At 48.5% G+C, this 26,073-nt stretch carries 24 protein-coding genes and 2 tRNA genes; 12 read left to right on the forward strand and 14 right to left on the reverse strand.

Annotation, left to right across the window (positions count from 1 at the left end):
* Positions 1-2 precede the first annotated feature (2 nt).
* The 8 genes from JJU34_RS00440 to JJU34_RS00475 all read right to left on the reverse strand — a co-directional run bounded on the left by JJU34_RS00440 (position 3) and on the right by JJU34_RS00475 (position 7,622).
* Positions 3-2,717: a POTRA domain-containing protein gene (locus tag JJU34_RS00440; protein WP_228690329.1), complete on the reverse strand. Its 2,715-nt coding sequence runs from the start codon at positions 2,715-2,717 to the stop codon at positions 3-5.
* A complete protein-coding gene (locus JJU34_RS00445; protein WP_228690330.1) occupies positions 2,717-3,460 on the reverse strand; it encodes an isoprenyl transferase in 744 nt (247 codons plus the stop codon). Before JJU34_RS00445 ends, JJU34_RS00440 begins: the two co-directional genes overlap by 1 nt.
* 96 nt (positions 3,461-3,556) lie before the next feature.
* On the reverse strand, positions 3,557-4,318 hold the full coding sequence (locus JJU34_RS00450; protein WP_228690331.1) for a DUF6089 family protein: 762 nt from the start codon (positions 4,316-4,318) through the stop codon (positions 3,557-3,559).
* 74 nt (positions 4,319-4,392) lie between these two features.
* Positions 4,393-5,268 carry an NAD kinase gene (locus tag JJU34_RS00455; protein WP_228690332.1) on the reverse strand — a complete coding sequence of 292 codons (876 nt, stop codon included), beginning with the start codon at positions 5,266-5,268 and terminating at the stop codon, positions 4,393-4,395.
* 8 nt (positions 5,269-5,276) lie between these two features.
* On the reverse strand, positions 5,277-5,942 hold the full coding sequence (locus tag JJU34_RS00460; RefSeq protein ID WP_228690333.1) for a cbs domain containing protein: 666 nt from the start codon (positions 5,940-5,942) through the stop codon (positions 5,277-5,279).
* Positions 5,943-6,049: 107 nt separating this feature from the next.
* On the reverse strand, positions 6,050-6,637 hold the full coding sequence (locus JJU34_RS00465; protein WP_228690334.1) for a gamma-glutamyl-gamma-aminobutyrate hydrolase family protein: 588 nt from the start codon (positions 6,635-6,637) through the stop codon (positions 6,050-6,052).
* On the reverse strand, positions 6,621-7,166 hold the full coding sequence (locus tag JJU34_RS00470) for a CvpA family protein (protein WP_228690335.1): 546 nt from the start codon (positions 7,164-7,166) through the stop codon (positions 6,621-6,623). The genes JJU34_RS00465 and JJU34_RS00470 overlap by 17 nt, the downstream gene beginning before the upstream one ends.
* Before the next feature lie 3 nt (positions 7,167-7,169).
* The gene (locus JJU34_RS00475; protein ID WP_228690336.1) at positions 7,170-7,622 is read right to left on the reverse strand and encodes a GatB/YqeY domain-containing protein; all 453 of its coding nucleotides are present in this window, start codon (positions 7,620-7,622) and stop codon (positions 7,170-7,172) included.
* 156 nt (positions 7,623-7,778) lie between these two features.
* Between JJU34_RS00475 and JJU34_RS00480 the strand changes: the two genes are divergently transcribed.
* From JJU34_RS00480 to JJU34_RS00490, 3 genes are all read left to right on the forward strand, one after another.
* Positions 7,779-8,501, forward strand: a complete 723-nt coding sequence (locus JJU34_RS00480; protein ID WP_228690337.1) for a pyridoxine 5'-phosphate synthase — start codon at positions 7,779-7,781, stop codon at positions 8,499-8,501.
* A gap of 36 nt (positions 8,502-8,537) precedes the next feature.
* Positions 8,538-9,296 carry an alpha/beta fold hydrolase gene (locus JJU34_RS00485; protein WP_228690338.1) on the forward strand — a complete coding sequence of 253 codons (759 nt, stop codon included), beginning with the start codon at positions 8,538-8,540 and terminating at the stop codon, positions 9,294-9,296.
* A 61-nt stretch (positions 9,297-9,357) separates the two neighbouring features.
* Positions 9,358-10,491 carry a 6-bladed beta-propeller gene (locus tag JJU34_RS00490; RefSeq protein ID WP_228690339.1) on the forward strand — a complete coding sequence of 378 codons (1,134 nt, stop codon included), beginning with the start codon at positions 9,358-9,360 and terminating at the stop codon, positions 10,489-10,491.
* 38 nt (positions 10,492-10,529) lie between these two features.
* Here JJU34_RS00490 and JJU34_RS00495 read toward each other — a convergent pair whose 3' ends face one another.
* Entirely contained in the window at positions 10,530-10,763 is a 234-nt protein-coding gene (locus JJU34_RS00495; RefSeq protein WP_228690340.1) for a DUF2905 domain-containing protein, read from the reverse strand.
* 11 nt (positions 10,764-10,774) lie between these two features.
* Here JJU34_RS00495 and JJU34_RS00500 point away from each other — a divergent pair, with 11 nt between their 5' ends.
* Positions 10,775-11,491, forward strand: coding sequence for an SAM-dependent methyltransferase (locus JJU34_RS00500; protein WP_228690341.1), 717 nt, complete (start codon positions 10,775-10,777; stop codon positions 11,489-11,491).
* A 22-nt stretch (positions 11,492-11,513) separates the two neighbouring features.
* On the opposite strand, the gene JJU34_RS00505 is transcribed toward JJU34_RS00500, so the two are convergent.
* From JJU34_RS00505 to JJU34_RS00515, 3 genes are all read right to left on the reverse strand, one after another.
* A complete protein-coding gene (locus tag JJU34_RS00505; RefSeq protein WP_228690342.1) occupies positions 11,514-12,857 on the reverse strand; it encodes a Gfo/Idh/MocA family oxidoreductase in 1,344 nt (447 codons plus the stop codon).
* 237 nt (positions 12,858-13,094) lie between these two features.
* The gene (locus tag JJU34_RS00510) at positions 13,095-13,757 is read right to left on the reverse strand and encodes a hypothetical protein (protein WP_228690343.1); all 663 of its coding nucleotides are present in this window, start codon (positions 13,755-13,757) and stop codon (positions 13,095-13,097) included.
* Positions 13,754-14,221, reverse strand: a complete 468-nt coding sequence (locus JJU34_RS00515; protein ID WP_228690344.1) for a hypothetical protein — start codon at positions 14,219-14,221, stop codon at positions 13,754-13,756. The genes JJU34_RS00510 and JJU34_RS00515 overlap by 4 nt, the downstream gene beginning before the upstream one ends.
* A 279-nt stretch (positions 14,222-14,500) precedes the next feature.
* Here JJU34_RS00515 and pnuC point away from each other — a divergent pair, with 279 nt between their 5' ends.
* The 5 genes from pnuC to JJU34_RS00540 all read left to right on the forward strand — a co-directional run bounded on the left by pnuC (position 14,501) and on the right by JJU34_RS00540 (position 21,132).
* The gene (pnuC, locus tag JJU34_RS00520) at positions 14,501-15,115 is read left to right on the forward strand and encodes a nicotinamide riboside transporter PnuC (protein WP_228690345.1); all 615 of its coding nucleotides are present in this window, start codon (positions 14,501-14,503) and stop codon (positions 15,113-15,115) included.
* Positions 15,108-15,632 (forward strand): ATP-binding protein, encoded by a 525-nt coding sequence (locus tag JJU34_RS00525; protein ID WP_228690346.1) that lies wholly within the window; start codon positions 15,108-15,110, stop codon positions 15,630-15,632. Before pnuC ends, JJU34_RS00525 begins: the two co-directional genes overlap by 8 nt.
* A 117-nt stretch (positions 15,633-15,749) precedes the next feature.
* The gene (locus JJU34_RS00530) at positions 15,750-16,679 is read left to right on the forward strand and encodes an SMP-30/gluconolactonase/LRE family protein (protein ID WP_228690347.1); all 930 of its coding nucleotides are present in this window, start codon (positions 15,750-15,752) and stop codon (positions 16,677-16,679) included.
* Positions 16,680-16,944: 265 nt separating this feature from the next.
* A complete protein-coding gene (locus JJU34_RS00535; protein ID WP_228690348.1) occupies positions 16,945-18,600 on the forward strand; it encodes a proton-conducting transporter membrane subunit in 1,656 nt (551 codons plus the stop codon).
* Between the two features lie 54 nt (positions 18,601-18,654).
* Positions 18,655-21,132, forward strand: a complete 2,478-nt coding sequence (locus tag JJU34_RS00540) for a DUF2309 domain-containing protein (RefSeq protein ID WP_228690349.1) — start codon at positions 18,655-18,657, stop codon at positions 21,130-21,132.
* A 141-nt stretch (positions 21,133-21,273) separates the two neighbouring features.
* Here the strand turns inward: JJU34_RS00540 and JJU34_RS00545 are convergent.
* Positions 21,274-21,347: transfer RNA gene (locus tag JJU34_RS00545), tRNA-Asn, on the reverse strand.
* Between the two features lie 380 nt (positions 21,348-21,727).
* Here JJU34_RS00545 and JJU34_RS00550 point away from each other — a divergent pair.
* The 3 genes from JJU34_RS00550 (at position 21,728) to JJU34_RS00560 (ending at position 22,569) form a co-directional block, all read left to right on the forward strand.
* Positions 21,728-21,801: transfer RNA gene (locus JJU34_RS00550), tRNA-Pro, on the forward strand.
* A gap of 39 nt (positions 21,802-21,840) precedes the next feature.
* The gene (locus JJU34_RS00555; protein WP_228690350.1) at positions 21,841-22,098 is read left to right on the forward strand and encodes a GIY-YIG nuclease family protein; all 258 of its coding nucleotides are present in this window, start codon (positions 21,841-21,843) and stop codon (positions 22,096-22,098) included.
* Positions 22,099-22,281: 183 nt separating this feature from the next.
* Positions 22,282-22,569: a GIY-YIG nuclease family protein gene (locus JJU34_RS00560; protein ID WP_228690351.1), complete on the forward strand. Its 288-nt coding sequence runs from the start codon at positions 22,282-22,284 to the stop codon at positions 22,567-22,569.
* Between the two features lie 138 nt (positions 22,570-22,707).
* On the opposite strand, the gene JJU34_RS00565 is transcribed toward JJU34_RS00560, so the two are convergent.
* The gene (locus tag JJU34_RS00565; protein WP_228690352.1) at positions 22,708-25,980 is read right to left on the reverse strand and encodes a glycosyl hydrolase; all 3,273 of its coding nucleotides are present in this window, start codon (positions 25,978-25,980) and stop codon (positions 22,708-22,710) included.
* Between the last annotated feature and the right edge of the window lie 93 nt (positions 25,981-26,073).

The raw sequence follows: 26,073 nt of genomic DNA on the forward strand, positions 1-26,073 counted from the left end.
AATTATCTGAACTGTTGTCCAATGGTAAAGTGGAACATGCCACCACTGCGTCCTGGATTTGGATTGGAAATGGAAGGGACTTCGTCAAAGCCGTACCCCCAATCTATCCCCAGCAACCCAAAGGCAGGCATAAAAATCCTGGCACCAAATCCCGCTGACTTCTTCAGGTCGTAGGGGTTGTACTCAGCGTAATTACCCCAGTTGTTACCAGCCTCGGCAAACCCTAGGAGGAAGATGGTTGCTGAAGGGTTGGGTGATACTAGGAAGCGAACTTCCATCACGTGCTTGTTATAGACCACTCCTCCGTAGGGGATCGGTGCTCCAGGTTGTCCCCTGAAATCCCTACCGGGTGTAATGGATTGGTTTTCGTAACCCCGCAGACCGATAATTTCCTGGCCAAGGGCAAAGTTCATCATGTTCATACCATCTCCACCCAACACAAAACGCTCCAATGGAATGATGCCTATACGGTCGCCGTAGGAGCCCACAAAACCCAAGTGTGTTCTGGCACTAAATACCAGTTTATTGGAGCCAAAGAGTGGGGTGTAAAGCGATGCATCAAACATCCACTTGTGGTACTCCAACCATTGGTACTTTACCTCATCGGGTGATTCCCGATTGATGCTTCGGTTCATGGACGTGTAAGGCGGCGTTAGTGTACCGCTCAAAATGATGTTTGAGCCAAATCGAGGATAAATCGGGTTGTCGATGTTATTCCGTGCAATGGTAGTGTTTAACGCGATGCTTCGCGCAGTACCGGTGTTATAACTTAGTCCAAAGAAGTTTCCATATCGGTCAAAGTCATAGACTTGGAATTGCAGTGAATTACTAACCTGGAAGTAATCATCCGGCCAGGTAACCCGCTTGGCCAAGCCCACATTGACGCCGGTGATCTTAAAGGATCCCATGTCTGCGCCGAAGTTTTGGCGGTTCCACAGATCAATCTGTCGCTGCACGGAGTGGTTAAACCCTATGCTCAATGCGTTGGGCTTTTTCCCGCCAAACCATGGCTCGGTAAAGGAGACACTGTAGTTTTGGAAGCTTTGACCGTTGGCCTGAACCCTAAGGGACACTTTCTGACCGTCGCCCACTGGAAGTGGCCGCCACTTGGAGAAGTCTTTGATGTTTTTGATTGAGAAGTTATTGAAAGTAAGGCCCACCGTACCTACAAATCCAAATAATCCTCCCCATCCACCAGATAGCTCTATCTGATCATTGGGCCGCTCTTCCAATTTAAAGACGATATCTACCGTGGCGTCTTCAAAGTTAGGACGCATATCCGGCTCGATGTTTTCCGGATCAAAATATCCAATCTGGGAAAGCTCCCGGATGGTTCGCACCAAGGCGCTACGGTTGAATTTCTGTCCTGGAAGTATTCGGATTTCCCGCATAACCACGTGGTCGCTGGTACGCTCGTTACCTTCTATGGATACGGAGTTAACGGTCACCTGTGGTCCTTCAAATATTCGCAGCTCGATGTCAATGGAGTCGCCGGCGATATTTACTTCTACTGGATCAATGGTAAAGAACAGGTACCCGTCATCCTGATAAAGAGAACTGACGTCATCTCCCCGCTGAGGGTCATAGTTTAGTCGTTTGTCTAGCTTCTCTTTGTTGTAGATGTCACCTTTGAAGATGCCAAGCTTGGCCTGTAGCTGCTCACTATCATAAATGTAGTTGCCCGCAAACGTAATGTTTCGATAGTAGTATTGACGGCCCTCTTCGATGGAAAGGTCTAGGTTGATCCGGTCTTTATCGTAATTATAAATGGAATCCCGTACGATCGCTGCGTCGCGGTATCCTCGGCTATTGTAAAATGCGATAACCTTTTCTTTGTCCTCCCGATAATCATTTCGAACGAACTTGGAGCCATTGAAAAAGTTGAGCTTAAAGTTTCGGTTGATGTAGGTTTGGATCTCCTCTTCCGTGACCGGGTTCCGGTATACGATGGCTTGCTTGGCGGTTTTGGGGGTGGTATTGGTGATACGGGACACCAAGTCTTTAAAGATGTAAAACCTAGGGTGCTCTTTGGTACCTTTTAGCTTTTTCTTGATCTTATTGTCGGCGATGTTATCGTTTCCGTCGATCTTTATTTCATTGATGCGGACTTTGGTGCCCTTGTCTACGTTAAAAAGTAGTTTCACGCTGTTCGGGAGGGTAGTGTCCCGTTCCTGCACTACTTTGACCTCGGTATTGAGGAACCCTTTGTCCACGAAGTATGCTTTGATCTTCCGCTGGGAGTTGTTCAATACATCGTCCCGTACTACCCGGCCCCGGATAGAGACCTTGTCTTTGAGTTCTCCTTCTTGGGTTTTATTGATACCAGTAAATTCCACCCGGCTGAATCGGGGTCTTTCGGTAAGTTCTAAAAGCAGGTGAATGTCATCGCCTTCAATTTTGGTTACCAATATCTTCACGTCTCCGATGATCCCTTGTGCCCACAGCTTTTTGAGGGCACTTGATATGGCATCGCCTGGTACGCTGATCTCGTCGTCTACACGGAGTCCCGCCAAGGAGATGATGGCGGTTTCGTCCAAGGTACTCAATCCAACCGCTTGGATTTCGGCTATTCGGAATTTTTTCGGCTTGGAATAGTCTAGGTCCAGAATATTTGTCGGCCTTTGAGTGGCAAATCTACTTTGGCCCAGACGAATCTGCGCCTCTGACATGCCCACGGTCAGCAGCAATAAACAGACGATAATACTAAATTTTTTCATCAACTTTGTGATTTAATCTGAGCTCCAGTCATACCAAAGCGGCGTTCCCGCTGTTGATAGGCCAGGATGGCTTCGTGGAGATCTTTCTTTCTGAAGTCGGGCCACAATACCTCGGTGAAAAACAACTCGGTATAGGCCACCTGCCAGAGCATGAAATTGCTGATACGCTGCTCTCCACTGGTTCTTATCAATAATTCTGGATCAGGTATGCCGGCGGTATTGAGGTGTGCCGCTATCATCTGCTGATCGATTTCGTCCTGCTTTATGTCACCGGAGACTATTTTTTTGACAATTTCAGTCACTGCACTGGCAATTTCCCAGCGTCCGCTGTAGCTGAGGGCCAACACTACGGTGAGTCCAGTGTTATTTTTTGTCTCTTCCTTACCCCACTTCAGGTGCGACTGACACCCGTCCGGCAGACTACTAACGTCGCCGATAGTCGCCAAGCGGATATTGTTCTTCATCATGGTGGGGACTTCATCCACGATGGCCTGCACCAATATTTCCATCAGCGCATTTACCTCATCCTGAGGCCGGGACCAATTTTCGGTAGAAAAAGCATATAGGGTAATGTACTTGACACCCAATTCGGCAGATCCTTCAATCGCATCCCTAACTGCAGAAATGGCATTCCGGTGTCCGAATATGCGCATGGCTCCTTTTTTCTGAGCCCAGCGACCGTTACCGTCCATGATTACTGCGATGTGTTGGGGGATGTTATTCCTGTCGATTTTATCCTTCATGCTTTGCACTTCTCCAAAACTTCTGTTTTTGAAGGTACAAAAATGACATTTCTTTTTTAAAATTCTACCCTAAAGGCTAATTATAAATCGTTAAAGCTAGTTAAAGCACTTAACTTGGTGGAAGGAATAACTGAGCGTGAGGCCAAGGAAATAATACCAATCCCGGTCATTTGGATTGCCAAAATTTAGTGCATAGGGATTAATGGTGCGATTGGTAGGGGGCGGCCCGTCCTGAAAACGGGGCAAATACCGTTCTTCATTGGCAATTTTGTCCACCTGATCGCTGAACGTAGCCCGCATACCTGCTTCCATCCCTAAAATGAGTCGATCTTTTAGCTTGTACTTGAGGCCTATACCGAAGGGGATTACCGGTGTGGAGGTCGTATAACTGCCGGCCGTTAGGTCATCGTCGTGGGCCTGTCCGTTGCCGCTGAAAATACTGTATCCCAATCCGAAGAAACCGTATGGAGAAAACCGTGTCACGGAATTATGGGCCATGTAATCCAGAAAATGGAATTCCATTACGGCGGATACCTCAACGAGGGTCCCACTGAAATGGGCGTTTCTGGCGAAAGCCATCGGGTCTATGGGCCGCACACTGTCGGCTGCGTTTAAGCGGGCCACATGCACTCCGGCACGCAAGCTCCATGCATTGTCAAAATTTCGTCTGCCAAACAACGTACCTTGAATACCCAACTGACTGGGATCCACCCTGCGGATGATGTCTCCGGTATAGGTGGCTCCTCCCAATCCAAATCCAACTTCATACTGCTGTGCCTTTCCTGTACTCAGCCCAATAAAGAAAGCTGAAAACCAAGCTGCTACGTGCAGCGCAACATGGAACGTTTTTCTATTCAAGTCTGTGCAATTTATAAACTACCCAACGAATAAAAAACCAAACAAGGTATTTCCCGGGTTAATTTTTGTTAAAACTAATTTCGCATATCAAAGCCCCAATTCAGTTTTTGGCGGAGGGTGTCAAAGAAGCTGTACTTGTGGCATTTCACCAGTTTGGCGACGAACCGTTCCTTTTTGATCTTCAACTCAACCGAGGCGTCAATGGGTGTGGACCTAGAGTCTAAAGATACCAGAAATTTCTCGCTTCTTCCCTCTATTTTAAACGAGATTTCACTGTCATCTGAAACCACCATCGGTCGAACATTCAGGTTGTGTGGGCTTACGGGGGTGATTACAAAATTTTTGGCCGAAGGCGAGATCAATGGACCGCCGCAGCTAAGGGAATAGCCTGTAGATCCTGTGGGTGTGGAAATAATCAGCCCATCCGCCCAATAGCTGTTTACATATTCTCCGTCTATATAGGTATGCACCGTAATCATGGAGGAGGTGTCCCGCTTGTGAATGGTAAATTCGTTTAGCCCAAAGGGCAGCCCATCAAACAGCTCCGGTTTGGAGTCCAAGTGGACCAAGGTTCTATCTTCTAGGGAATATTCTTTGTTTGCCAAGGTATGAATCGCACCTTCAATATCGTCTTTGGCAATGGTAGCCAAAAAGCCTAGCCGTCCGGTGTTAATTCCCATGATTGGAATCTCATGAGGGCCCACCAGGCAAACGGCATCCAAGAGGGTGCCATCTCCGCCCACGGATATCACCACATCCATCTCCGATATCCGTGTTTTATCAGAAAGAAGGGATATGGATGCCGAAGGTATTCCCAATTTTTGCAAACTTTTAAAAAATGCGGAAGTAACGAACACCTCAAAGCCTACTCTCTCCAATACCTGGAGAAGTTTTTGGATAGAGGGCTTAAATTCGGGTTCAAAGTTAATACCGTGGAGTGTGGCTTTCATCCAGTCAATTAAATGTCTAAAAAGCGCAGCAGGTTGCCAAGTCGGTCCTGTTCCGAGCTTAGTCCGATCTCTTCCTGGTAGTGATCAATGACTTTATAACCAAATCGCTCCATGGTTGCCTTGATGTGACGCAGTTCGGTTTGGTCTAACTTCAGGGTCACCTTGATCTTGCTATCATCTAGCGGGTCGCTGGAAATGAAACTGCTGAGAATCTTGGCATTTTCAGATTCCACAATCCGCGCAATATCGTATAGGCTATAATCCGTCATAAACATGGACAAGATCAACACCCCGCCCTGCGATTGGATCGATATGGAATCCGTGAACGCGGTGATCGCATCTTCCACGGTGACTACCCCCTGATAGACCTGATCTTTGTCCAAGACGGCCACCATATTCGCGTGATGTTCCGAGGAAACCCGCAATACCTCGTAGATATGCCTGTCCATCTGCACAAAGCCACCGGTGGAGATAAGATCCATTTCCTGTATGGTTAGGTCTGGATTGTTGATCTCGTAGATCATCTCGTCAGTTACAAGGCCCATGAAGTGACCTTCGTGGACTACAGGCAACACGTCTGTTCTGATTTCCTCCATCCAAGCCAAGGCTTTACCTACCCGGTCGGTAAGTTTAAGAGGTGGAATGAGGTTGTTGATAAATTCGTATGCCTGCATATATCGCTAAAGATATTAATTTGAAATCAAAAATAAAACGTCCTTATCCGGACGAATGTTCAAAGTGATAAAAAATGTCAGGAATAAACAGATTTTTTCTTTATTTCTTAGGGTTTCGCCGGTAATTTGTCCAATTCATGTGTAAAAAGCCATGAGCGGATCATTTGCTCTCCGTATTCGGACAGGTAGGCCTCGGGATGAAATTGAATTCCAAGAATCGGGAGCTTCCGGTGGGCCATGGCCATAATTTCTCCTTTTTCCGTGGTGTATAGGGTTTGCAATTCCTCCGGTAGGTTTTTCAGCTCCAGCGAATGGTATCGGGTTACGCTAAAGCAGTCAGGCAACCCCTCGAAAGCAGGGTGGGTATGTTGCCGAAATACCCGACTTACTTTTCCATGCATGGGCCTTTCGCTGCGGACCAAGTCGGCGCCGAAAAACTGACCGATAGCCTGATGCCCCAAACATACCCCCAGTATGGGGATCTTGTCGTGGTAATAGGCTAAAATTTCCATCAAATTACCTGCTTTTTCTGGTGTCTCCGGGCCAGGAGATACGACTAGGGCAGAATAGTCTGTAAGGATGAGCTGATTTAACTTGACATCGTTTCGGACGATGGAAAGCGACACCCCTGTGCGGAGGAAATAATCCGCCAATATGTGAGAAAAGGAATCGAAATTGTCAATTAACAGAATCACTTGCTCCGGAGTTTACCAGGTCTTTTACCGCCGCCATGGTGGTTTCGATAATGGGCGTGTATTGGTCTAAGAGGCTGACGACGGTAGGGGCAATGGGCGTTAGGATGGGGTAGAGGACAGTACCTTCCATGAATCTCTCAGGGATTTTAAAATCAAATGCATGGGCTACCCACAAGAGCAGGCTGATCATCATCGCCCACTTAAATACGCCCAGTACCATTCCTGCAAAACTGTCGAAAGATCCCAATATCGTCAAATTCAAAGCCTGCTTTACCAAGTAGGCCAAGATTCGGATCACTGCTGTCACCACGAAGAAGATAATCAAAAAAGAGATAAACGGAAGCATAAACGTGAGACTTTCCACCCGTTCTGCCAACATAGCCGCCCCGATATGCATAAAACGGAAGGCCACTAAAAGGCCGAAAAAGAAGGCGATGATGGACAGTATGCCTATAAATAAGCCTTTCTTATATCCGCTATAGGCCCCCACCCCCAGCATGATGAGCAAGATGACATCAATGGTAGCCAATGCTTATGGGTTGAGGAGGGCTTTTACTGTTTGAGATATGGCCTTGCCATCGGCTTTTCCGGCCAATTTTTTGGTGGCAGCACCCATTACTTTTCCCATGTCCTTTGGACCTTCGGCACCTACCTCAGCGATAATTGCTTGGAGTTCAGCTTCCAATTCTTGTTCACTGAGCTGTTTGGGAAGAAATTCGTTGATCACCCCCAGTTCACTAAGCTCCAGATCTGCCAGGTCCTGACGCTTTTGTTGAAGGAAAATCTCTGCGGAGTCTTTGCGCTGCTTGGCCGCTTTGGTAAGGATTTTGAGTTCTTCCTCCTCACTGATTCCCTTATCACCGCCCTCCTTGGTTTCTTCGAGGAGTATCAGCGATTTGATGGCACGCAGTGCACGTAGCCTGTCCCGCTCCTTGGCGAGCATGGCTTTCTTGATTTCCTCTTCGATTTTCAGTTTAAGGCTCATGGTCTAGATGTTTAGGTTTATTTGGTCTTTGCCAACACATTTTAAAAAACAAATTTGAAGGCCTCCATGGATTTGCCAAGAAACCAAACGAAATATCGCCGGTTGTGGTTTATCTTTGAGGCAGCTTTACCACAAAATTAACGTTTAATTAGACACATGACGAAATTAAGTGTGAATATTAATAAAATCGCCACATTGAGAAACGCCCGCGGAGCCAATAACCCGGACGTGGTCAAAGTGGCCTTGGATGCAGAGCGTTTTGGTGCCCAGGGTATCACTGTGCATCCACGCCCAGATGAGCGGCACATCCGCTACGATGACGTGCTTGCCTTGCGCGAGGTGGTCACAACCGAATTCAACATCGAGGGGTACCCGGATAAGCGGTATATGGAGTTGGTGCGGTTGACCAAGCCAGCACAGGCTACTTTGGTGCCGGATCCACCGGAGGCGATTACCTCCAATACCGGTTGGGATACTATTGCCCACCAGGCCCTGCTCAAAGATATCATTGCCGAGCTGCATGAATACGGGGTGCGCACGTCGATTTTTATCAACCCGGAGCCCCGCTATTTCGAGCCGGCAAAGGATACAGGTACCGACCGGGTGGAACTCTACACGGAACCCTATGCCAGCCACTACCACCAAGATAGGGACGCCGCGGTGCGCCCCTATGTGGAGGTGGCCAAGTTGGCACGCGAGCTGGGTCTGGGATTGAACGCCGGACACGACTTGGACCTGCACAATCTGGCCTTCCTAAAGCAGCAAATCCCCTGGCTTGATGAGGTATCCATTGGCCATGCGCTGATCTGCGATGCGCTATACTACGGTCTAGAGAATACCATTCAGATGTACCGCAGGCAGCTAGAGCTACAGGCTTAGCAGATTGTTGATAGTAGATGCAAAAAAAGAGATAGTATGCTATTGAATTTTCGAAAAGCGGGTGAGGGCAAGCCTCTAGTCATTTTGCACGGGCTGTTTGGGTCGGCCGATAACTGGATGGGCATTGCCAAAGACCTATCCCAACACTATACCCTTTACCTGGTGGATCAGCGTAATCACGGCGACTCACCGCATTCAGACGAATGGAATTATGCCGTGATGGCGGATGATCTGAAGGAACTGCTGGATGGGGAGGGCCTGGATACCGTGTACCTGATGGGGCATTCCATGGGGGGCAAGACGGCGATGAACTTTGCGCTGAAGTATCCGGAGCGTGTAGCAAAGCTTGTAGTGGCCGACATTGCCCCTCGCTACTATCCCGTACATCATGCCACCATCCTCGAAGGGCTGAACAGCCTGGATTTTGACCAGATAAGTTCCCGGAAGGAAGCCGACGATCAACTGGCCAAGTTCATCTCGGAGCTGGGCATACGGCAGTTTCTCCTCAAAAGTCTGACCCGGGTAGATGGCAAATTTGCCTGGAAGATAAACCTGCCCGTCATCACTGAAAAAATCGAAATTGTGGGCGAAGCCTTGCAGGGCGAGCGGACTTTTGAAGGACCTACGCTATTTATGGGCGGGGAAAACTCCAAGTATATACAGGAAAAGGACCGGGAGGACATGGAGCGGTTTTTTCCCGGACATCACCTGATTTTCATCAAGAAAGCCGGCCATTGGCTGCATGCGGAGCAGCCGGAAGCTGTGGTAGAAACGTTGAAAGCGTTTTTGGGGTAGAGCAACCTAAATAATTGGTTTTATCTAATATTTTAGGTAATTTTAGATAAAATCTTTCTCTATGGTATTTAATGGTGTCCGTTATTTTCCAATAGTATTGGCTGCTATTTTATCCTGTGGCAGTCCAATCGAAGATTCAGGGAAATTAATTACTTTAAGGGAAAGCCCCACGCCACTTGCCCTTGAGGAGTATTTCTACCATCCAAGTGCGTATGTGTTAGCGGGTGATGCTGAAGTAGGTAGCCGCCATACAGTATTTGTCACAGAGGAAAAAGTAGTACTGGTTGATCAATACGATCGTGTGGATGTTTCCGTGGTTTCTCTAGACGGAGTGGGGGTAGTGAAGCGGTCTTTTTATGGGGAAGGGCCAGAAGACTATATAGAGATCACCGCAGCTCAGGTCTATAATGAAGAAATTTACCTATGGATTAATAACAGACAGCAGCTGGATGTTTATGGAATGGACCTTGGCTTCCGGAGGCGAATTCCGGTCGAACTATCGGCGGGCAGTTTGCTCATAAATGACGAGGGGTTGTTTTTTTATCGTGCTTGGTACGATCCATCCACCCCAGCCAAGTTTTCCAGGGTAACCCATGATGGAAAATTAATAGAGGTTTACGCTTATGAGCAGGAAGAACGCTGGCTACCGCCCATTTCTGGTGACATGTTGGTTCCACTCACTTCAAAATCACTGCTCCAGTATCATCCTTCATCGGATTCGATTTTCTGCATCCAGGCAACGAAGTCTACGGCCTTCCAGATCGACTTTAACGGACAGTTTTTGAACGCGGCACACATCAGGGATCTACATCCCCTCGAACAACTAAAATACGTCAATGGATTTGAGGGATATCGGACACTGCAATCCGGTATTAGGCTTAGCAACAATGAAGTACTTTTCTCCCTTAGCTATCAATCCAAGCCTTATCACCTTCTGATTGACCTAGACGGAAAAACAGCTACCCGCTATAGCCAATTAGTAATGGAGGGTTTCTCTCTACCACAAAATATACGTTTTTTGGGAAGCAATGAAAAGGGAGCCTGGTTTATGATGGCAATGACAACTTGGGAGATGAGTGGCATGCAGTCTAAAGTCTCACCTACCATTGTTCCCCATGGTGGAGCTATCGACCAAGAATCGTCGGTATTAGTTTATTTGCCGTATAAGCGATTGGCATTTACTTGTGTTAGCTAATTGTGAGGTTTGGCTTGTCTGCATGGGTATTTCGTGATTTATCCGCTTACCTTCCTCCACAGATACAACAGCAGGGTTAGCAGCACGCTGACCAATATGGAGGTACCCAGCGGAAAATAGAAAGTGAAGTTTTCCCTTTTGATCACGATATCGCCGGGCAGCGATTTAAACCCTCCCCACTTGGGAAGCAGCCAGAGCAGAAACCCCGCTGCGGCCAAAAGCAGTCCGGCAAATATCAGTATCTTTGCCACTTGTCCGGTTCCATGTTCCATACCCAAAAATAATGCATTCCCACGGAAAACTCTACCTCATCCCCAATGTACTGGCCGAAGGCACGGCGCCTCAGGTGATAACGCCTCAGGTGAAGGAGGTAGTATCCCATACTACCCATTATTTGGTGGAGAATTTCCGTACCGTACGGCGCTACATCAGCAGCCTTCAGCTCGGAGTGGATATTGGTACGCTACAGATGTCCCTGCTGGATAAAAATTCGTCCGAATCCCAATTGGCAGAACTGATGGATCCTCTCTTCAAGGGCCATGACATGGGCGTGATTTCGGAGGCGGGCTGTCCGGGCATAGCGGATCCCGGAGCCTTGGCAGTGGCCTATGCGCACCGAAAGGGTATTCAAGTAGTACCCATTCCTGGACCTTCGTCCATTTTTCTGGCATTGATGGGGTCGGGTTTTAGTGGACAGGCTTTTGCCTTTCACGGATACCTTCCCATAGACAAAAAGGAGCGGGCGGCAGCCATCCGCCATCTGGAATCCACCGCCCGCAAGGATCAAAGCACGCAGATTTTTATGGAGACCCCCTTTCGCAATCAGCAGCTTGCGGAGGATCTGCTTCGGCACTTACAGCCCACTACCCTGCTATGCATAGGAAAAAACCTCACCGCTACGGATGAGGAAATCCTCACCCTGTCGGTTAGTGCATGGAAAAGTAAGGGGTTGCCTTCCCTACACAAAATTCCTACGGTATTCTTGCTATCTGTATCCTAAAATCTCCATCTAGACCTTGCCTCTACGCCTTCTTGGCCAGTGGTTTGAGCGATGTCAAGTCGGCTATTTTTACGATTTTTCCGGTTTCGATACTTTGTCGGGCCGCTATTCCGATCAACGCCGACATGGCCCCGTCTCTGGAACCTGCAGACTGCTTAAACCGATCCGGGCTATCCGGAAACCGAAAGATTTTGTCTTTCAACCGAGGGTCAGATCCTCCATGTCCACCGGATTGGGGGATTACTTGAATCGTTTTGACGTGACCAAAAAGGTTGGTAATCACGATTTCTTGGTAGGGAGGCACGCCCGTAGGCATGGAAGATTTGATCCAGGCATCCAGTCTGCCTTTGGTGCCATTGATCGCTACCCGGAAGCCTTCGTAGGGGGAGAAAGCCGTGAGGGAGTAGTTTACGGGCACCCCATTGGCATACCGGTACTGCACGGCCATGGTGTCATAAATATCAATTTCCTTTCGGAAAACACATCCATCCCGCAGGTAGCCATCGTGCTTTTCATGATCTACGTACAGGCTCATCGCTCCACGGTCTTTGGTGATGTCCCAATAGAAATTGCAGGAGGATTTATGCGGGCAGGGCCGGCAATGGGTGTGGTGGATAGGACTGTTTTTTTGTCCATAAAAATCCAGGGAACCGTACGCAAACACCTCTTCGGGTTCCGAGTCCATCCAGTAATTCAGCGTATCGAAATGATGCGTGGCTTTGTGCACCAAGAGGGTGCCGCCAAACTGTCGCTCTCCGTGCCATCGCCTGAAATAGCTGGCGCCATGGCTGGTATCGAGGTACCAGTTCAGATCCACGGATTTGATGTCTCCTATTTCACCGTTACGAAGTAGTTCCCAGATTTCCTCCACATAGGGTGTGTAGCGCATGTTGAAGGTGACGATTACTTTGTTGCCGGTTCGCTTTTCGGCTTCAAAGATGGCCTCGCACTTCTCGGCATCGGTAGTCATGGGCTTTTCGGAGATCACACGCAGGCCAGCCTCCAGACCCTTGATGATAAATTCGTGGTGGGTAGAATCTGTGGTAGTAACGATGAGGGTATCCGGTTTGGCCTCTCTGAGCATTTTATCAAAGTCCGTGTATACGGGGCAGGCCACTTTCATCTGATTTTTTGCGTAAGCCACCCTGCCCGGGTTGATATCACACAGCCCGACGAATTCGACGATATCGCTGTAGGCTTCTACAACGGAAGTGCCCCACATGCCTATGCCTCTACCACCCGTGCCTACCATGGCAAGTCGTTGTTTTTCCCGGCGGTAACTGTATCCGGTCAAGGGGGATAAAAGGCTCCCCGCGGCGAGTAAGCCAGTATGCTGAATGAATTTCCTTCTATTTAATGCTTCCATGGAGGTTGGGGTTATTTCGTTAAAGGGTTGTATTGTTATGCGGATCTGCAGGACTTGGTGATTGTTTGCCCGTGATTTATGATTCACACTACTATTTAAGCATTTTCAGGCAAAAAAGGATGTGGGTGGTCTGTTTTCTCCTCGACAAGTGATAAACGGCATAGAGTCCCTTCGAAAACCCACTAGCTAGCCTATCACCCAGTCAATCCATTGCCCAATAAAAATATCTCGAGCGAGCTATGGCTTCTGTAAAAAGTAGTACCGTATACCCAATGTGGGCTGGTCCATCATGCCTTTAATTCCCAAACGATAGCCGGTAACTTCTCCTTCACCTTGTGAAGATCTGCTTGAGTTTTTCATCCTCGCGAGGTCTCCTTGTTGAAAAATCAGCTCTATGCTCCATCGGGGATTTGGGAAGTAGATGATGCCGCCTTCGGCAAAGACCCCCATGTCCCGCTTTCGTTCTACGGTCTCTTCCTGTAGCGGAGAGCCCATGAGCAAATACAATTCTTCGTTTTCATGCTGGTAAAAAGCACCCAAGGTGCCTAGAAGGTAAAATTTTTCCGCGACTTGCACGTGTTTCCGGATTCCCGAAAACACCCTAAAATCTCTAATCAATCGCTCATTTGGATTGCCGTCAATAAACGACCATTCTTGTGTCCGCCTGTTTGCAGTAGCCCCCGTTATCATGGCGAGGCCATCCCGGAAAAAGTACGAATAGGAAGGAGTGATTCGCAATGAACCGAAATTTGCACCGCCGACTTCCCAAGAATCTTTGAAGGTGCCACCTGAGAAATCAAGTCCCAGGGAGTGGGTTCCTTTCTCCAGCTGAGAGAATACAGCCTGCGAGTAGACCATCAGGATGGCAATGAAAAGGGTTGATTTATAGAGCCTGTTCATTGGTTTTTCCGGGTAAAGATATAGGCAACGGTAACAAACCCTGAATTGGAAACGTTGGCTGTTAACTGCCGGGTTGTATTTTTACTCGTCGTGCTGATGGCTGTATTTACCAATCGGTAATCCAAGGAGCCCAAGGAAAGATCAAACATCCACCGTAGTGTGGGACGGTAAGTCATTCCAGGTGAAAAGCGTAGAGAAAGATCGTTGAATTTGTATTCATCACTCAGGTTGGTGAGGTAAACCATCGAGGGGCCAAACTGAAAAAAGAGCTTGTCGGTAATGCTGACATACCTTCTGTAAAAAAGTGAGACTCCACCGGAATGCCTGGCATAGGTACTGGATAGACCACTGTTGATGCTGAGAACCGGAGAAATACCCAAGGCGTCTTGTGACGACGAAAAAAAACCGATCGAAGGTTGCAATCCGAATATAGTGCGGGTTTGGGAATTGGTCGCAGTGTACACATCCAAGTTTATCCCGCCTCCGAGAAATGTCCCCCTTTGGCAAACTGGGCATAGGAGGCCGATAGTGGAGCCAAAAAAAGGAAGGACAGAAAAAGGGATCCGATAAGCTGTTTCATAAACTGAATTTTAATGGAGGTAAAAAGTCTTATCCCCAGATACCTAACCTACGGGTATAAATTCAAAAGGGTTACATAATTACTAAAATATTAGTGAGTAATTTGTCTTGGGCTAACTGTGGTCGAAATTTCCGATTTCGCCTTTTTTGTTCGATTTTCGGCCATGGATTGGTTCATGGAAGGGCTTCAGGCCGGAATTGCGGAAATGTCTTGGTTAGAGGCCGTGGCGGTATTTTTTGGATTGGCATCGGTGTTTTATTCGATGAAGGAGAATATACTGGTGTTTCCGACGGGGATTGTCAGTACGTTGATTTATGTGTGGATCTGCCTTCAAGTGAAGCTGTATGCAGACATGGGGATCAATGCCTATTATTTCAGCATGTCAATTTATGGTTGGTATGTTTGGTCTAGGCCCAAGCCGGGCAGTGACCGGCTACCCGTTACCTGGTTGAGCAGGAAGGGAATTTTGAATTCCGTACTGCTACTGGTAGGTTCGTATGTGGTATTATATGTTGTGCTGGTCACTTTTACCGATAGCGATGTACCCCAGTGGGACTCCTTTACCACTGCTACGGCCTTTGTGGGCATGTGGCTGATGGCCAAGAAAAAGGTGGAGAATTGGATAGCCTGGATTATCACGGATTTGGTATCCGTACCTCTTTATTTGTACAAGGGGTTGGTGCTTACCTCTTTTCAGTTTTTGGTGTTCACGGTCTTGGCAGTAATTGGCCTATTGGCCTGGAAAAAGTCTGCAAAGCAAGTATCTGCCCATGCTTAAGCGCATTGTGATCATAGGCCCCGAGTCCACGGGTAAGAGTACCCTCAGTGCCGATCTCGCCGCCTACTTCGGCGAGCCTTGGGTACCCGAGTATGCGCGGGAATACCTGAACCAACGCAACGGCTCGTATGACTACGACGACCTATTGAAGATTGCGGAGGGCCAGGTAATCAGCGAAGATACGTTGGCGGCCTCGGCGAGGAATTTTTTGTTTTGCGACACGGATTTACACGTGATTAAGGTGTGGAGTGAACACAAATACGGTAAGGTGGATCCGTGGATTACCCAGCAGCTCAAAAGTAGGCACTATGATGCCTATATCCTTACAGGCGTAGATATGCCCTGGGAGGCGGATCCACTACGCGAGCACCCGGATCCCTCTATGCGCGCGTACTTTTACGGCGTGTATCAGCAGTTGTTGGAAGACCGGGGTCTCCCCCTTTTGGCAGTTAGCGGTCCTCCATCAACGCGCCTTACAGCAGTAATTAGCTGGCTGGAAACGGAACAGAACTGGTAGTTCCGCCTGTGGAAAAATGAATGGAATCGAAAAATATGCGGGACAAACTTTCTATTTTTAGGAAGCGATCGCCTTATCTTTGATCATTCAACCCACGGATAGAATCCAATTACGCACATGAAGAGAAATTTGCTCCTTGCAGGGGTGGCCATGCTGGCTGCCTGCACTTCCAACTCCAGCCAAAACCAATCTGACACCATGGAAAACACATCAACCGAGGAATACTACGTCGCCAAGCCCTTTACCACCGGAGGAGAGTTTACCGGCGGGATCGAAGGGCCCGCAGTGGATAAAGCCGGAAACCTGTATGTGGTCAACGTCTTTCGCGAGGGCACTATCGGTAAGGTAACCCCGGACGGAGAGGTGTCGCTGTTTATTGAGTTGCCGGAAGGAAGTACGGGAAATGGCATCCGTTTCCATAGTTCGGGTAAGATGCTAATTGCCGACTATACCGGGCATAACGTGCTGCAGGTGGATATGGATACCAAGGAAATCAGTGTCTATGCCCACGACCCGACACTGAATCAACCTAACGACATCGCCGTTATGGACAATGATATCGTATTCGCCAGTGACCCTAGCTGGAAAAACAGCAACGGACAGATATGGAGGGTTAGTAAAGAGGGTGCGTTTGAGCTCTTGGAAGCCGATATGGGAACTACCAATGGTATCGAAGTCAGCCCTGACAACAAAACCCTGTATGTCAATGAGTCGGTGCAGCGAAACGTGTGGGCCTATGATCTGTCCCCTGAGGGAGAAGTTAGCAACAAACGATTGTTGATTCAGTTTGAAGATTTTGGCATGGACGGGATGCGTTGTGACGTTGACGGTAATTTGTACATTACCCGACATGGGAAGGGCACCGTGGTGAAACTTTCTCCAGCGGGTGAAGTGCTGGAGGAGATTACCATGTCGGGTAGCAAACCTTCCAACATCGCCTTTGGTGGTCCCGACGGAAAAACGGCTTATGTGACATTGCAGGACAATGGCAACATCGATAGTTTCCGAGTAGAAAGCCCCGGTAGAGCATTTCGCCTATTTCAGTAGAATCCTAATTTTTTTAGTTGGTCAAACAACTTTTTGTTTGCAATGAGCTTATATAGGCCTCCTCTTCGATCGTTTGTTCGGAGGGGAGGTCTTCTTTTTTTGAAGCTCAACCTGCTGATGAATAGGTCTATAGTATCTGATTTTTACTTTTCGAATTACTTTTTTGCGCTGAAACATAAAAAATCCTTATGGTTCTCATACTAAATCAAAATGAAAACTTATGCGATTTTTTACAAAACTTTGCGGCGAAAAAATCAGGTATCCTATGTCAGAAAATGTACTAGCACTTATTGCGCTTATTTCTCCGGCGATTTTTGTTGCCGTGGCCATCGCCTCTTGGTTTCAGCGCGGATCAAAACCACGACAGGTGATTTTAGCGGGCAAATTTGCCACGATCAGCAGTCTGCTTATTTGTTGCATTTGTTGTTTTTACACCATCAGGTTGGGATTGATCGAGTCTGCTTTAGTCGGAATCAACGACATTGGATTTAGCGTTCGCCTAGATTCGCTTAGTCTGTTAATGCTGGGAATGATTGCGCTGCTGGGCTTTATCATAATGAAATTCAGCATCAATTATTTGGATGGAGACGAGCGTCAGGGCGTCTTCTTGGGAAGACTTGCGGCGACGATTGCATCGGTTCAAATGCTGGTTCTTTCGGGAAATATCGGGCTGTTGTTTTTAGCTTGGGTATTGACAAGTATGTCACTCCATCGCCTGTTGCTTTTCTACCGAGAGCGGCCGGGGGCTCAAATTGCTGCGAAGAAAAAGTTCATCTTGGCCCGGCTTGGGGATTTCTGCTTGTTAGTAGCCGTTGGATTACTGTACCATCAAGTAGGATCGGGTAACCTTGAAGTCATCTTTTCCTACTTTAAGCATCCCACTACCATCGACAGTACGCTCGTGCCGGTTGAGTTAGCAGCGTTGTTTTTAGCCATGGCAGCGATTTTAAAATCTGCTCAGTTTCCTACACACGGATGGCTGGTTGAAGTAATGGAAACGCCCACCCCGGTGTCCGCATTGCTACACGCAGGTCTTTTGAATGCAGGGCCTTTTCTGATTATCCGTATGAGTTATGTCATGGACGCTAGTACGTATGCACCGATGCTGTTGATGGCCTTGGGCGGATTTACAGCGCTTTTTGCGTCTATTGTGTACCTCACACAGACCTCCGTGAAAACTGCTTTGGGTTATTCGAGCGTTGGTCACATGGGGTTTAGCTTAATGGTTTGTGGTCTAGGTGTATATCCTGCTGCCATGCTTCACCTCGTGGCCCATTCCTTCTACAAAGCACACGCTTTCTTATCCTCAGGTAGTGTGATCGATGTGGTCCGAGCATCCAAAATCGCCTACACACCGGAAAAAGTAGATTTGCGACGAGTTATGGGAGGTATTGTCATGGCCCTATTGATGTATACTGTATTTGCGCTAATTTGGGGTTTAAATCCCTCGAAAGACCTATCCCTACTTTTTGTCGGCGCGGTCATCGTATTGGGGTTATCGCGTATTTTTGCCGCGGCACTAGCCGGAAAGTGGCAGCTAGCCCTGATAGCCCGTGCGATGTTTCTCGGGTTGGTGGTTACGGTTTCCTTTTTTGTATTGGAATCTGGTACCCAGTACTTACTAGGTTCCCAAGTTCCGGAGATGATGCAGCCTAATCTGATAAAAGCACTGGTGATGGGGGTTCTTTTGCTCGGCTTTGCCTTTGTCGTGTTCGTGCAACATCATCTGTGGCAGCTTTCATCCAACGCCAAATACCAAGCCCTCGCTGTTCACTTTCGAAATGGATTCTATGCCAATGCTTGGTTTGATAGGGTGATACAAGCCCTACAAGTCCCTTCTGCTGATGGCAACGAGTTGGAGAGAGTCCGTTTTTCTCTAACAAAGATCGAGGGGTCCCAAAGACGATGGCTTTTAAAGTAATCAATTTGGTCGAATATTCAATAGTTAGAAGATCTGCAATCATAAAAATTCACAATGGAAGACCATTTATTAACACAAGAAAAGGAAGCGAAGGTTGCCTCGCTAGCAAGCGTACTCCAAGAGGCTTGTAAGAAGATAGCACCTGTTTGGCCCTTGGAGAATTTCGTTGCGGTGAATCCCTATTTGGGCCTTACCGATCAAAAGTTCAACAATGTTGCGCAGTATCTTGGCGCTGTCGCAGGCATACAGATGACCTTGCCCGTATCTTTTTACCGAACCAAAATCCAGGAAGGGGTAATAACCCGGGGGGATTTGCAGGCTGCATTTAAAAAGCATTCAACCAATGAGGTAGATGTAGAGACGTTTATTCGAGGGTTAGGTGGAATTTCCGATGCAGGAGACCCCATGACATCCGTTGCCACTTTAACTGACGTTGCCACGGTCGTTTCAGGGAAAGACTGGAATCGTTTTTCCATCTCCCGCATATCTACCTGGGCTGCTACGTATTTTGATAATGGCCAAGCGGTTTGGAATGTCTCCAATCGGCAGGGGGGTATGTTTCTGTCTTGGAAGTGGGAGTCGCAGATCGATAAAACGCCTGAGGTCACGGGTTTGAAAAACTTTCGTGCAGTGGTGAAGGCAATGCCAAACCAACCGCTATTGGCTGCGAAAAGTGCCTTGGAAGTACTAGGCGTGTCCGATGAAGCCCTGCCCATTTACCTACACCGCCTACTGTTGCGGGTAGGGGGTTGGTCAGCACATGCTGCGCGACTGGACTGGGACAATGCGTTGTACGGAAAGGAAGGAGGTGTCTTGCAGGAGTTTTTGATCATACTTATTTGCTGGGAAGCCTGCTTGCTGCAATGCCTCAAGGAGTCTGAGCTGAACTTTGTATGGTTGGAGGCCAAGAAGCAGCTTTCCGAAGCAGGATTGAAGATAGAGATCAGTCATGCACTTTCGGAAAAGCTGTTGTTGCAGGAGGCATTTGATATCGCTATGCAGCGGGAGCTTATTACAAAATTTCAAGCTACGGATACCGTTGCTCCAGAGAAAGCAGCGAGGCCTTTGGCACAAGGGATATTTTGCATTGATGTGCGGTCAGAGGTTTTTCGGCGAAATTTGGAGCAGGTAAATCCACAGATCGAAACGATTGGGTTTGCCGGTTTTTTTGCCTTTCCGATCAATTTTGTTCCCATCGCCCACGAACAGGGTGAAGCGCAGTGCCCGGTACTAATTCCTACTGGACCCACCATTATGGAGGAATTGCAGGATAAGGCATCGCACGAGGTAGCCTATCGGGAGCGCGTGCTGCGGTATCAAGTTAAAAAAATCTGGAAGTCATTTAAATCCGGGGCTGTAACCTGCTTCAGCTTTGTAAGTCCCATGGGGTTGTCTTTTCTGCCTAAGCTATTTACCGACTCCTTTGGGATGACACGGCCGGTACCTCACCCCGATCGTGCAGGACTCAAAGGTATTTCATCCAAGCGCAAGACTGTATCCCTTCAGGTTTGCGATCACCACCAAGGTACCACAGGTATACCCCTGGAGAAGCAGGTTGAAATGGCCAAAACTGCCCTAAAGGCCATGTCCCTGACGGAAAACTTTGCACAGTTTGTTATGATCATTGGCCATGGAAGTACCTCTGTAAACAATCCCCACGCCACTGGATTGGATTGTGGTGCCTGTGGCGGACACACCGGGGAGGCCAACGCCAAAGTGGCTGCGGCAGTGCTAAATGGTAAGCAAGTAAGAGAAGCACTGCGCAAACAAGGAATAGCCATTCCGGTTGACACGGTGTTTTTGGCATGTCTCCACGATACCACCACCGATGAAGTAACCGTATTTAACGAGGATGCGGTGCCGGAGTCGATGGTAGAAGATTATACTACGTTGACCACGTCCTTATCTAAAGCTGCTAAAGCGACCCGTGCTGAGCGGGGACTGCGCATGGCGATAACGAGAAATCAGGATAAGGCGGTGCTGGCAAGGAGCAAAGACTGGTCGCAGGTCCGACCGGAGTGGGGTCTGGCGGGTTGCCATGCCTTCGTGGTGGCACCACGCAATCGTACCAAGCATATAGATCTAGGTGGCAAATCGTTTTTACACTCCTATGATTGGAAAAAAGACAGCGGATTTTCCATCTTGGAACTGATCATGACCGCTCCGATGGTAGTAACGAGTTGGATCAATCTTCAATACTATGGATCTACCGTGGACAATCTGCATTTCGGTTCCGGAAACAAGACCTTGCATAACGTAACATCCGGAACCGGCGTGCTCGAGGGCTACTCTGGCGACCTGCGGGTAGGGCTACCTTTGCAGTCGGTGCATGATGGGGAAAAGTACCAGCACGAACCGGTAAGGCTCAATGTGATTATCGAGGCACCCTTGGATGCCATGAATGGGATTCTAGAAAAGCACAGTACCGTAAAAAATCTCTGCGACAACGGCTGGATTTCCCTCTTGGCCCTGAATGAGGAGGGCAAAGTGGCTTATCGCTACGAAGGAGGTTTGCAGTGGGAATGTGTCTAATTGAAGAAGATAGAAAGTGTGTAAAAAGCCAGGGGGATATTTCTTCTTGGCTTTTTTTCTTGGCATAAAATACAAGCTGCTTCGAGGGAAGCGGGGAGTGAAGAAACAAAAAAAGCTGTCCATTTATGGACAGCTTTTTCGCTCCTCCTCTTGGGCTCGAACCAAGGACCCTTTGATTAACAGTCAAATGCTCTAACCAACTGAGCTAAGGAGGAATGTTATCGAAAAAAGGCATACCCGTTTTTCGTGATGCAAACATAACAGGTTCCTTATTTTTTTCCAAATTACCCAGGGAAAAAATGTACCTCCCCAATTTGTACCACACAATACAAGCTAGCAGTCAAGTGGTTAATTTTTCTAAAACCACCCTTCAACATGCCTTGGGAAAGAAAGGGATAGGTATATATGAAAACTGCAGGTCAAATTTTTAATTTTCTAAATTTATTCTAATTTTGCAGTCCACAAACGTGTGATATACTCGTTCAGGGTGAATCTCGGGGTGTAGCGCAGTCCGGTAGCGTATCCTGACAGGAGTCAGGAGGGTCGTGGGTTGAAATCCTGAATTTGAATTAAAAAAATAGTAAACAGAGAATCTCGGGGTGTAGCGCAGTCCGGTAGCGTACTTGCATGGGGTGCAAGGGGTCGTGGGTTCAAATCCCGCCACCCCGACGAGAGTTTAGCCAGACTGTATCCCAGTCTGGCTTTTTTATGGCATACGTTGTCTACATACTTTATTCACCGTCCTTGTGCCGATTCTACGTTGGTCAGACGGAGGACCTCGTCGACAGGCTGATCCGGCACAATTCGGGCAGGAACAAGTCCACCAAGGCTGGTGTGCCTTGGACTTTGGTGCACTCGGAACAGGCTCCAAACCGGGCTGAGGCACTGGCAAGGGAAAGAAAGATAAAGAATCTCGGAGCACGGAGATATCTCAGAAACCTGGGCATAGACTTTGGCCTCAACTAGGAAAATGATTAAGCGGCGCCGGAATCCGAAAACACAGATAATTAACAGGGGCTGCAGCGCAGTCCGGTAGCGTATCCTGACTGGTGTCAGGACGGTCGTGGGTTCAAATAGAGCGGACCCTGATGGCAATCAGGGTACCCCGACGAGAGTTTAGCCAGTCTGTATCCCAGTCTGGCTTTTTTTATGGCATACGTTGTCTACATACTTTATTCACCGTCCTTGGGCCGATTCTACGTTGGTCCGACGGAGGACCTAGTCGACAGGCTGATCCGGCACAATTCGGGCGGGAACAAGTCCGCCAAGGCTGGTGTGCCTTGGACTTTGGTGCACTCGGAACATTTGCCAGACAGGGTAGTAGCAATTGTAAAGGAAAAGCAGATAAAAGACCTTGGTGCCAGAAGATGCCTAAAAAGTATTGATAAAGAGTTTGGAACGGACAGTTGTGATATTCATTCGCCTCCAGACGTATAAAGCACCTATTGACTAATTTTCCTGGGGGTTAGCGCCTTAGGTTAGGGCATCCTGACGGTAGTCAGGAGGGTCCTTGGTTCGAGCCCAAGAGGAGGAGCAAAAAAAGAGGTCTCTTTGGACCTCTTTTTTTGTGTTTGATTACTCCACTTTTAGAATCTTCACCGGACCAAGTAATCCAGAGGGAAGTAGGGGAGCATTGGCCTGATAGAAAGGCATGGTGGTAAACGTGGATTTTTTCGCACCGGGCTGTGCATCACCAATAAGGCGGTTAACCCAGAGGTTGGCCACACGTATCTCCAAAAGGTTTTCACCGCTTTTTAGCACATCGCTGATGTCCAGTTTGAAGGGGCGCTTCCAAACAATGCCCACAGTATGTCCATTTACAGTCAGTTCGGCGAGGTTTTTCACTTCTCCTAGATCTATCTCGTAGTTCCCGGGAACAAAGTCTGTCGGTAAAACCAGGGAATGGGTATAGGTGGCGATGCCGGAGAAATATTTCAACGTAGGATCCGTATGGGACGACCAAGAACTGAGAGATGGGAAGTTTTCTTTCACGCTTCCGAAATCCAGTTGCCAAGGGCCATCGATGGTTGTCAAAACAGTCCGTTTTTGCTCGGGTACGCTAAAGGACTCCGCGCTAGCTGCTTCTCGGAACACAATGAAGTAAGCATCCCAAGAGGAGAAAGTTAGTGGTATCTCGGTTCTACCTTCCCGTATCTGATAGGAAAGTTCCTGTACGCTGCCGTCTATGGGATTCCAGCGCATGGGCTTTTTATCCGTCATGCGGAAGCTTACCAGCGCGGAGGTTTCGTTTGCATGTCGATTGTTTACCCAATAGATATCCGAATCCTCTGTTTTTCGATGTCTGAAAAGGATTTTGTGACTAGTACCCGTGATCTGTACATCTGGAGCAACCGGAAGTTTAACGGCGGGTCCTACATTACTCTTCTCCCATAGTTCCTTTGCCAACGCCTGAAAGTCTTGGTCTGAATCAGCTAGGCTGGGTGATTGGACCGGGCGTTCACCAATGATTGGTACACCTGCATCTGCCAAAACTTTCAGTTTACGGAGGACGCGAAGGGTCATCAAGCGGGTGCTTTCGTCCAGCATTAACGCTTCGTAGGTGTTTCCGCTCCGTGCCTTGAGCCGATCCTTTTCTGCTTCGATGGCCTCGAGTAGAGCGGTAGCGTTGACAAAGTCGAATTCATAACCCGCAGGTATAGCTGGGAGTGTTTCCCGCGCAATCCATGTGATATTGGTATTTTCCCCGTATAGGTAAAGAATATCGGCTACATTACTCCCTTGCTGCATCATGGCCGAGCTTCTGCTCAGGTAGTCTATCCATGGTTTTGCCAGTTCCGCCCAGGTTTCCTGCCGCGTGAAGTACTGGCCGAAGGGACCAAGAGAAAAGCCCGGCTTTTTATCATCCAATGGTTGATGCACGGAGGTGTGGATAACGAAGCGGTTGAGTCCGGAAGCGAGCTCTAGGTCGGCGGTACGTTTTAGCCGTTCGGGGTACTCCTGAAAGGGTCGCCCCACAGAGGTCATGGATTCGGCTGCTACAAAGGGTTTTCCGTAGATATTTGCTACAGAGGCAGATTCCCGGATGTCAGCCTCGCTGCGCACTTCCTCGTCCTCGCCTCCCGCCAGACTGCCGGGAGTCCACATGGCCGACATGGGGATATCTGCGTTCCTTTTCACATCCATGCCATCTGCGAGGTAAATGCGTTTGTTTTCGTGGGATTCGGTATACCGCTTCATGCCCCGTTTTTTCAGTTCCTCTCCGATTACGTCGTAGTGGTAATCGGAGATCATCTCACCGATCGTTTGCCGAAAATCCCATAGAAATTTTTCGCTCGCTTCCACGCTGTTTACGACTCGCCCGGTGAGCGCGGGCAGGAAGCTTAGTAGGCTATATCCACGCCTTTTTTCAAATTCTGCCGGAAAATCTCCCGTCCAGTTCATGTGGCCGGCCTCGTAGCTGTCCAGAATCATGTATTCCAGTCCACCCGGACCCAGTTTGCCGCCGGTGGCGTCTTCGTACAGATCCAGGTAATGGTTGATATAGCGGCGAACTGCTTGTGGATCCAATTTGTCGACTTCCAGTCCTGTCGCCTCTGGGGAAGCGGGATGGTTCTGCCTTCCGGTCAGGGAGTAGCCAAATCGGATGATCTTCCACCTACCGGAAGGAGCTGACCAGCTGAGCGCACCATTTTCACCCATTTTGGAAGTCAGGTCCACTACCCCGTCGGCAGGGATAATTCCAACGGCTTCCTGTGTTGCAGGGCTTGCCAGGAGGTAGTCCTCTGTCCAGGGAGAAAATCCAGCTTTGTCTTCCACCTGATCAATGCGTGATGTGGTGTAAAGCTGAAATTCGGCTACTTCCACCCCATCAGGTTTGAGTTCACCCTGATTCAGTCCGGCCATGGCCGCAAAAAAGTTCGGCTCGGGAGGCAGTGTTTCAAATGCGATCCGCCAGTATTTCGCTTTAGTGGCAGGAATCGCTACAGTATTGAAGGGAACCGTACTTCCCGATACAGTGGCTACCGTGTGGAAAGTTACCCCATCGTCGGAGACTTTTAGCCGGCGGTTTTTCGGACCTCCATTAAATTCAGCCAACGGGCCGTTCATGGCTCCCGAAATGCTGAAAGCCCGAAAGGTTTGCGGCTGCTCGAAGGCGTATTGAATCCACATATCCTCTCCGATTTCCATTGGGGGGAGAAACCCTGATTTTTCTAGGCTACCATCTAGTAATAGCCGGGTGTCAAAGTCACCGCCGCTATGCGTGATGCGGGGATTTAGATCAGGTAGGGATAATTCTGTTTCGGGCACTTGAAAAGCCACCACGAGTGCATCTTTATAAAACCGTGGTACCTCCCCAATAAACCCGCCGGATATGCCACCTCCCTCTAGATGGGCATCCTGGTATTTGCCCGTTTGATCAGAGGGCATGGGCAATGGGCCCGAAAAGGTGCGACCTCCCTCAACTTCCCATTCCGACCAAACGTATTTCTTCATTGCATCGTCAGGGCTGACCCAGGGACCTCCTGTTACACTCCACCCGGGTGAGCCGGCAATAGCCATTTCCAAACCTTTCTGACTGGCTAGCTCGGTGGTGTGTCGAAAGGCAGCCTTCCACGGCGGTGTCATAAATACCAGTTTTTCCGGAACTACCACCGGCGTAAAGAGGTTGGCATCGAAATTTTGGAAACCACCTATGCCCGTTTTTTCCATCCATTCCAGGTCTTTTTGGATGCCCTCCTGTGTGATGTTGCCATTCATCCAATGCCACCACACCCGCGGTTTGGCGAGGTTGTCGGGGTGCAGAAAGTTAGTGTAAAGGGGGTCTTGCTGACACATGGCGCTGTGTGCCACCCACAGCGATACAACAAGCAGTATGATTTGCTTCATAGAGAGGTGTTTTGGGTTAATAAAAGTATCGTCTCTTCGAAAAGCTGCTTTCCTTGTTTTGAAAATGGGAACCTATCCGCGGGAGAATATGGA

This window comes from Lunatimonas sp. (assembly GCF_020832325.1).
Taxonomy (GTDB): domain Bacteria; phylum Bacteroidota; class Bacteroidia; order Cytophagales; family Cyclobacteriaceae; genus Lunatimonas.

Bases quoted from the DNA above. Each gene is read 5' to 3' on its own strand.
- JJU34_RS00560 (WP_228690351.1), top strand. From the start codon at position 22,282: ATGGCATACGTTGTCTACATACTTTATTCACCGTCCTTGGGCCGATTC.
- JJU34_RS00555 (WP_228690350.1), top strand. From the start codon at position 21,841: ATGGCATACGTTGTCTACATACTTTATTCACCGTCCTTGTGCCGATTC.
- JJU34_RS00530 (WP_228690347.1), top strand. From the start codon at position 15,750: ATGAAGAGAAATTTGCTCCTTGCAGGGGTGGCCATGCTGGCTGCCTGC.
- JJU34_RS00480 (WP_228690337.1), top strand. From the start codon at position 7,779: ATGACGAAATTAAGTGTGAATATTAATAAAATCGCCACATTGAGAAAC.
- JJU34_RS00535 (WP_228690348.1), top strand. From the start codon at position 16,945: ATGTCAGAAAATGTACTAGCACTTATTGCGCTTATTTCTCCGGCGATT.
- JJU34_RS00565 (WP_228690352.1), bottom strand. From the start codon at position 25,980: ATGAAGCAAATCATACTGCTTGTTGTATCGCTGTGGGTGGCACACAGC.
- JJU34_RS00445 (WP_228690330.1), bottom strand. From the start codon at position 3,460: ATGAAGGATAAAATCGACAGGAATAACATCCCCCAACACATCGCAGTA.
- JJU34_RS00500 (WP_228690341.1), top strand. From the start codon at position 10,775: ATGCATTCCCACGGAAAACTCTACCTCATCCCCAATGTACTGGCCGAA.
- JJU34_RS00475 (WP_228690336.1), bottom strand. From the start codon at position 7,622: ATGAGCCTTAAACTGAAAATCGAAGAGGAAATCAAGAAAGCCATGCTC.
- JJU34_RS00440 (WP_228690329.1), bottom strand. From the start codon at position 2,717: ATGAAAAAATTTAGTATTATCGTCTGTTTATTGCTGCTGACCGTGGGC.
- JJU34_RS00490 (WP_228690339.1), top strand. From the start codon at position 9,358: ATGGTATTTAATGGTGTCCGTTATTTTCCAATAGTATTGGCTGCTATT.
- JJU34_RS00485 (WP_228690338.1), top strand. From the start codon at position 8,538: ATGCTATTGAATTTTCGAAAAGCGGGTGAGGGCAAGCCTCTAGTCATT.
- JJU34_RS00455 (WP_228690332.1), bottom strand. From the start codon at position 5,268: ATGAAAGCCACACTCCACGGTATTAACTTTGAACCCGAATTTAAGCCC.
- JJU34_RS00460 (WP_228690333.1), bottom strand. From the start codon at position 5,942: ATGCAGGCATACGAATTTATCAACAACCTCATTCCACCTCTTAAACTT.
- JJU34_RS00505 (WP_228690342.1), bottom strand. From the start codon at position 12,857: ATGGAAGCATTAAATAGAAGGAAATTCATTCAGCATACTGGCTTACTC.
- JJU34_RS00510 (WP_228690343.1), bottom strand. From the start codon at position 13,757: ATGAACAGGCTCTATAAATCAACCCTTTTCATTGCCATCCTGATGGTC.
- pnuC (WP_228690345.1), top strand. From the start codon at position 14,501: ATGGATTGGTTCATGGAAGGGCTTCAGGCCGGAATTGCGGAAATGTCT.
- JJU34_RS00495 (WP_228690340.1), bottom strand. From the start codon at position 10,763: ATGGAACATGGAACCGGACAAGTGGCAAAGATACTGATATTTGCCGGA.
- JJU34_RS00525 (WP_228690346.1), top strand. From the start codon at position 15,108: ATGCTTAAGCGCATTGTGATCATAGGCCCCGAGTCCACGGGTAAGAGT.
- JJU34_RS00540 (WP_228690349.1), top strand. From the start codon at position 18,655: ATGGAAGACCATTTATTAACACAAGAAAAGGAAGCGAAGGTTGCCTCG.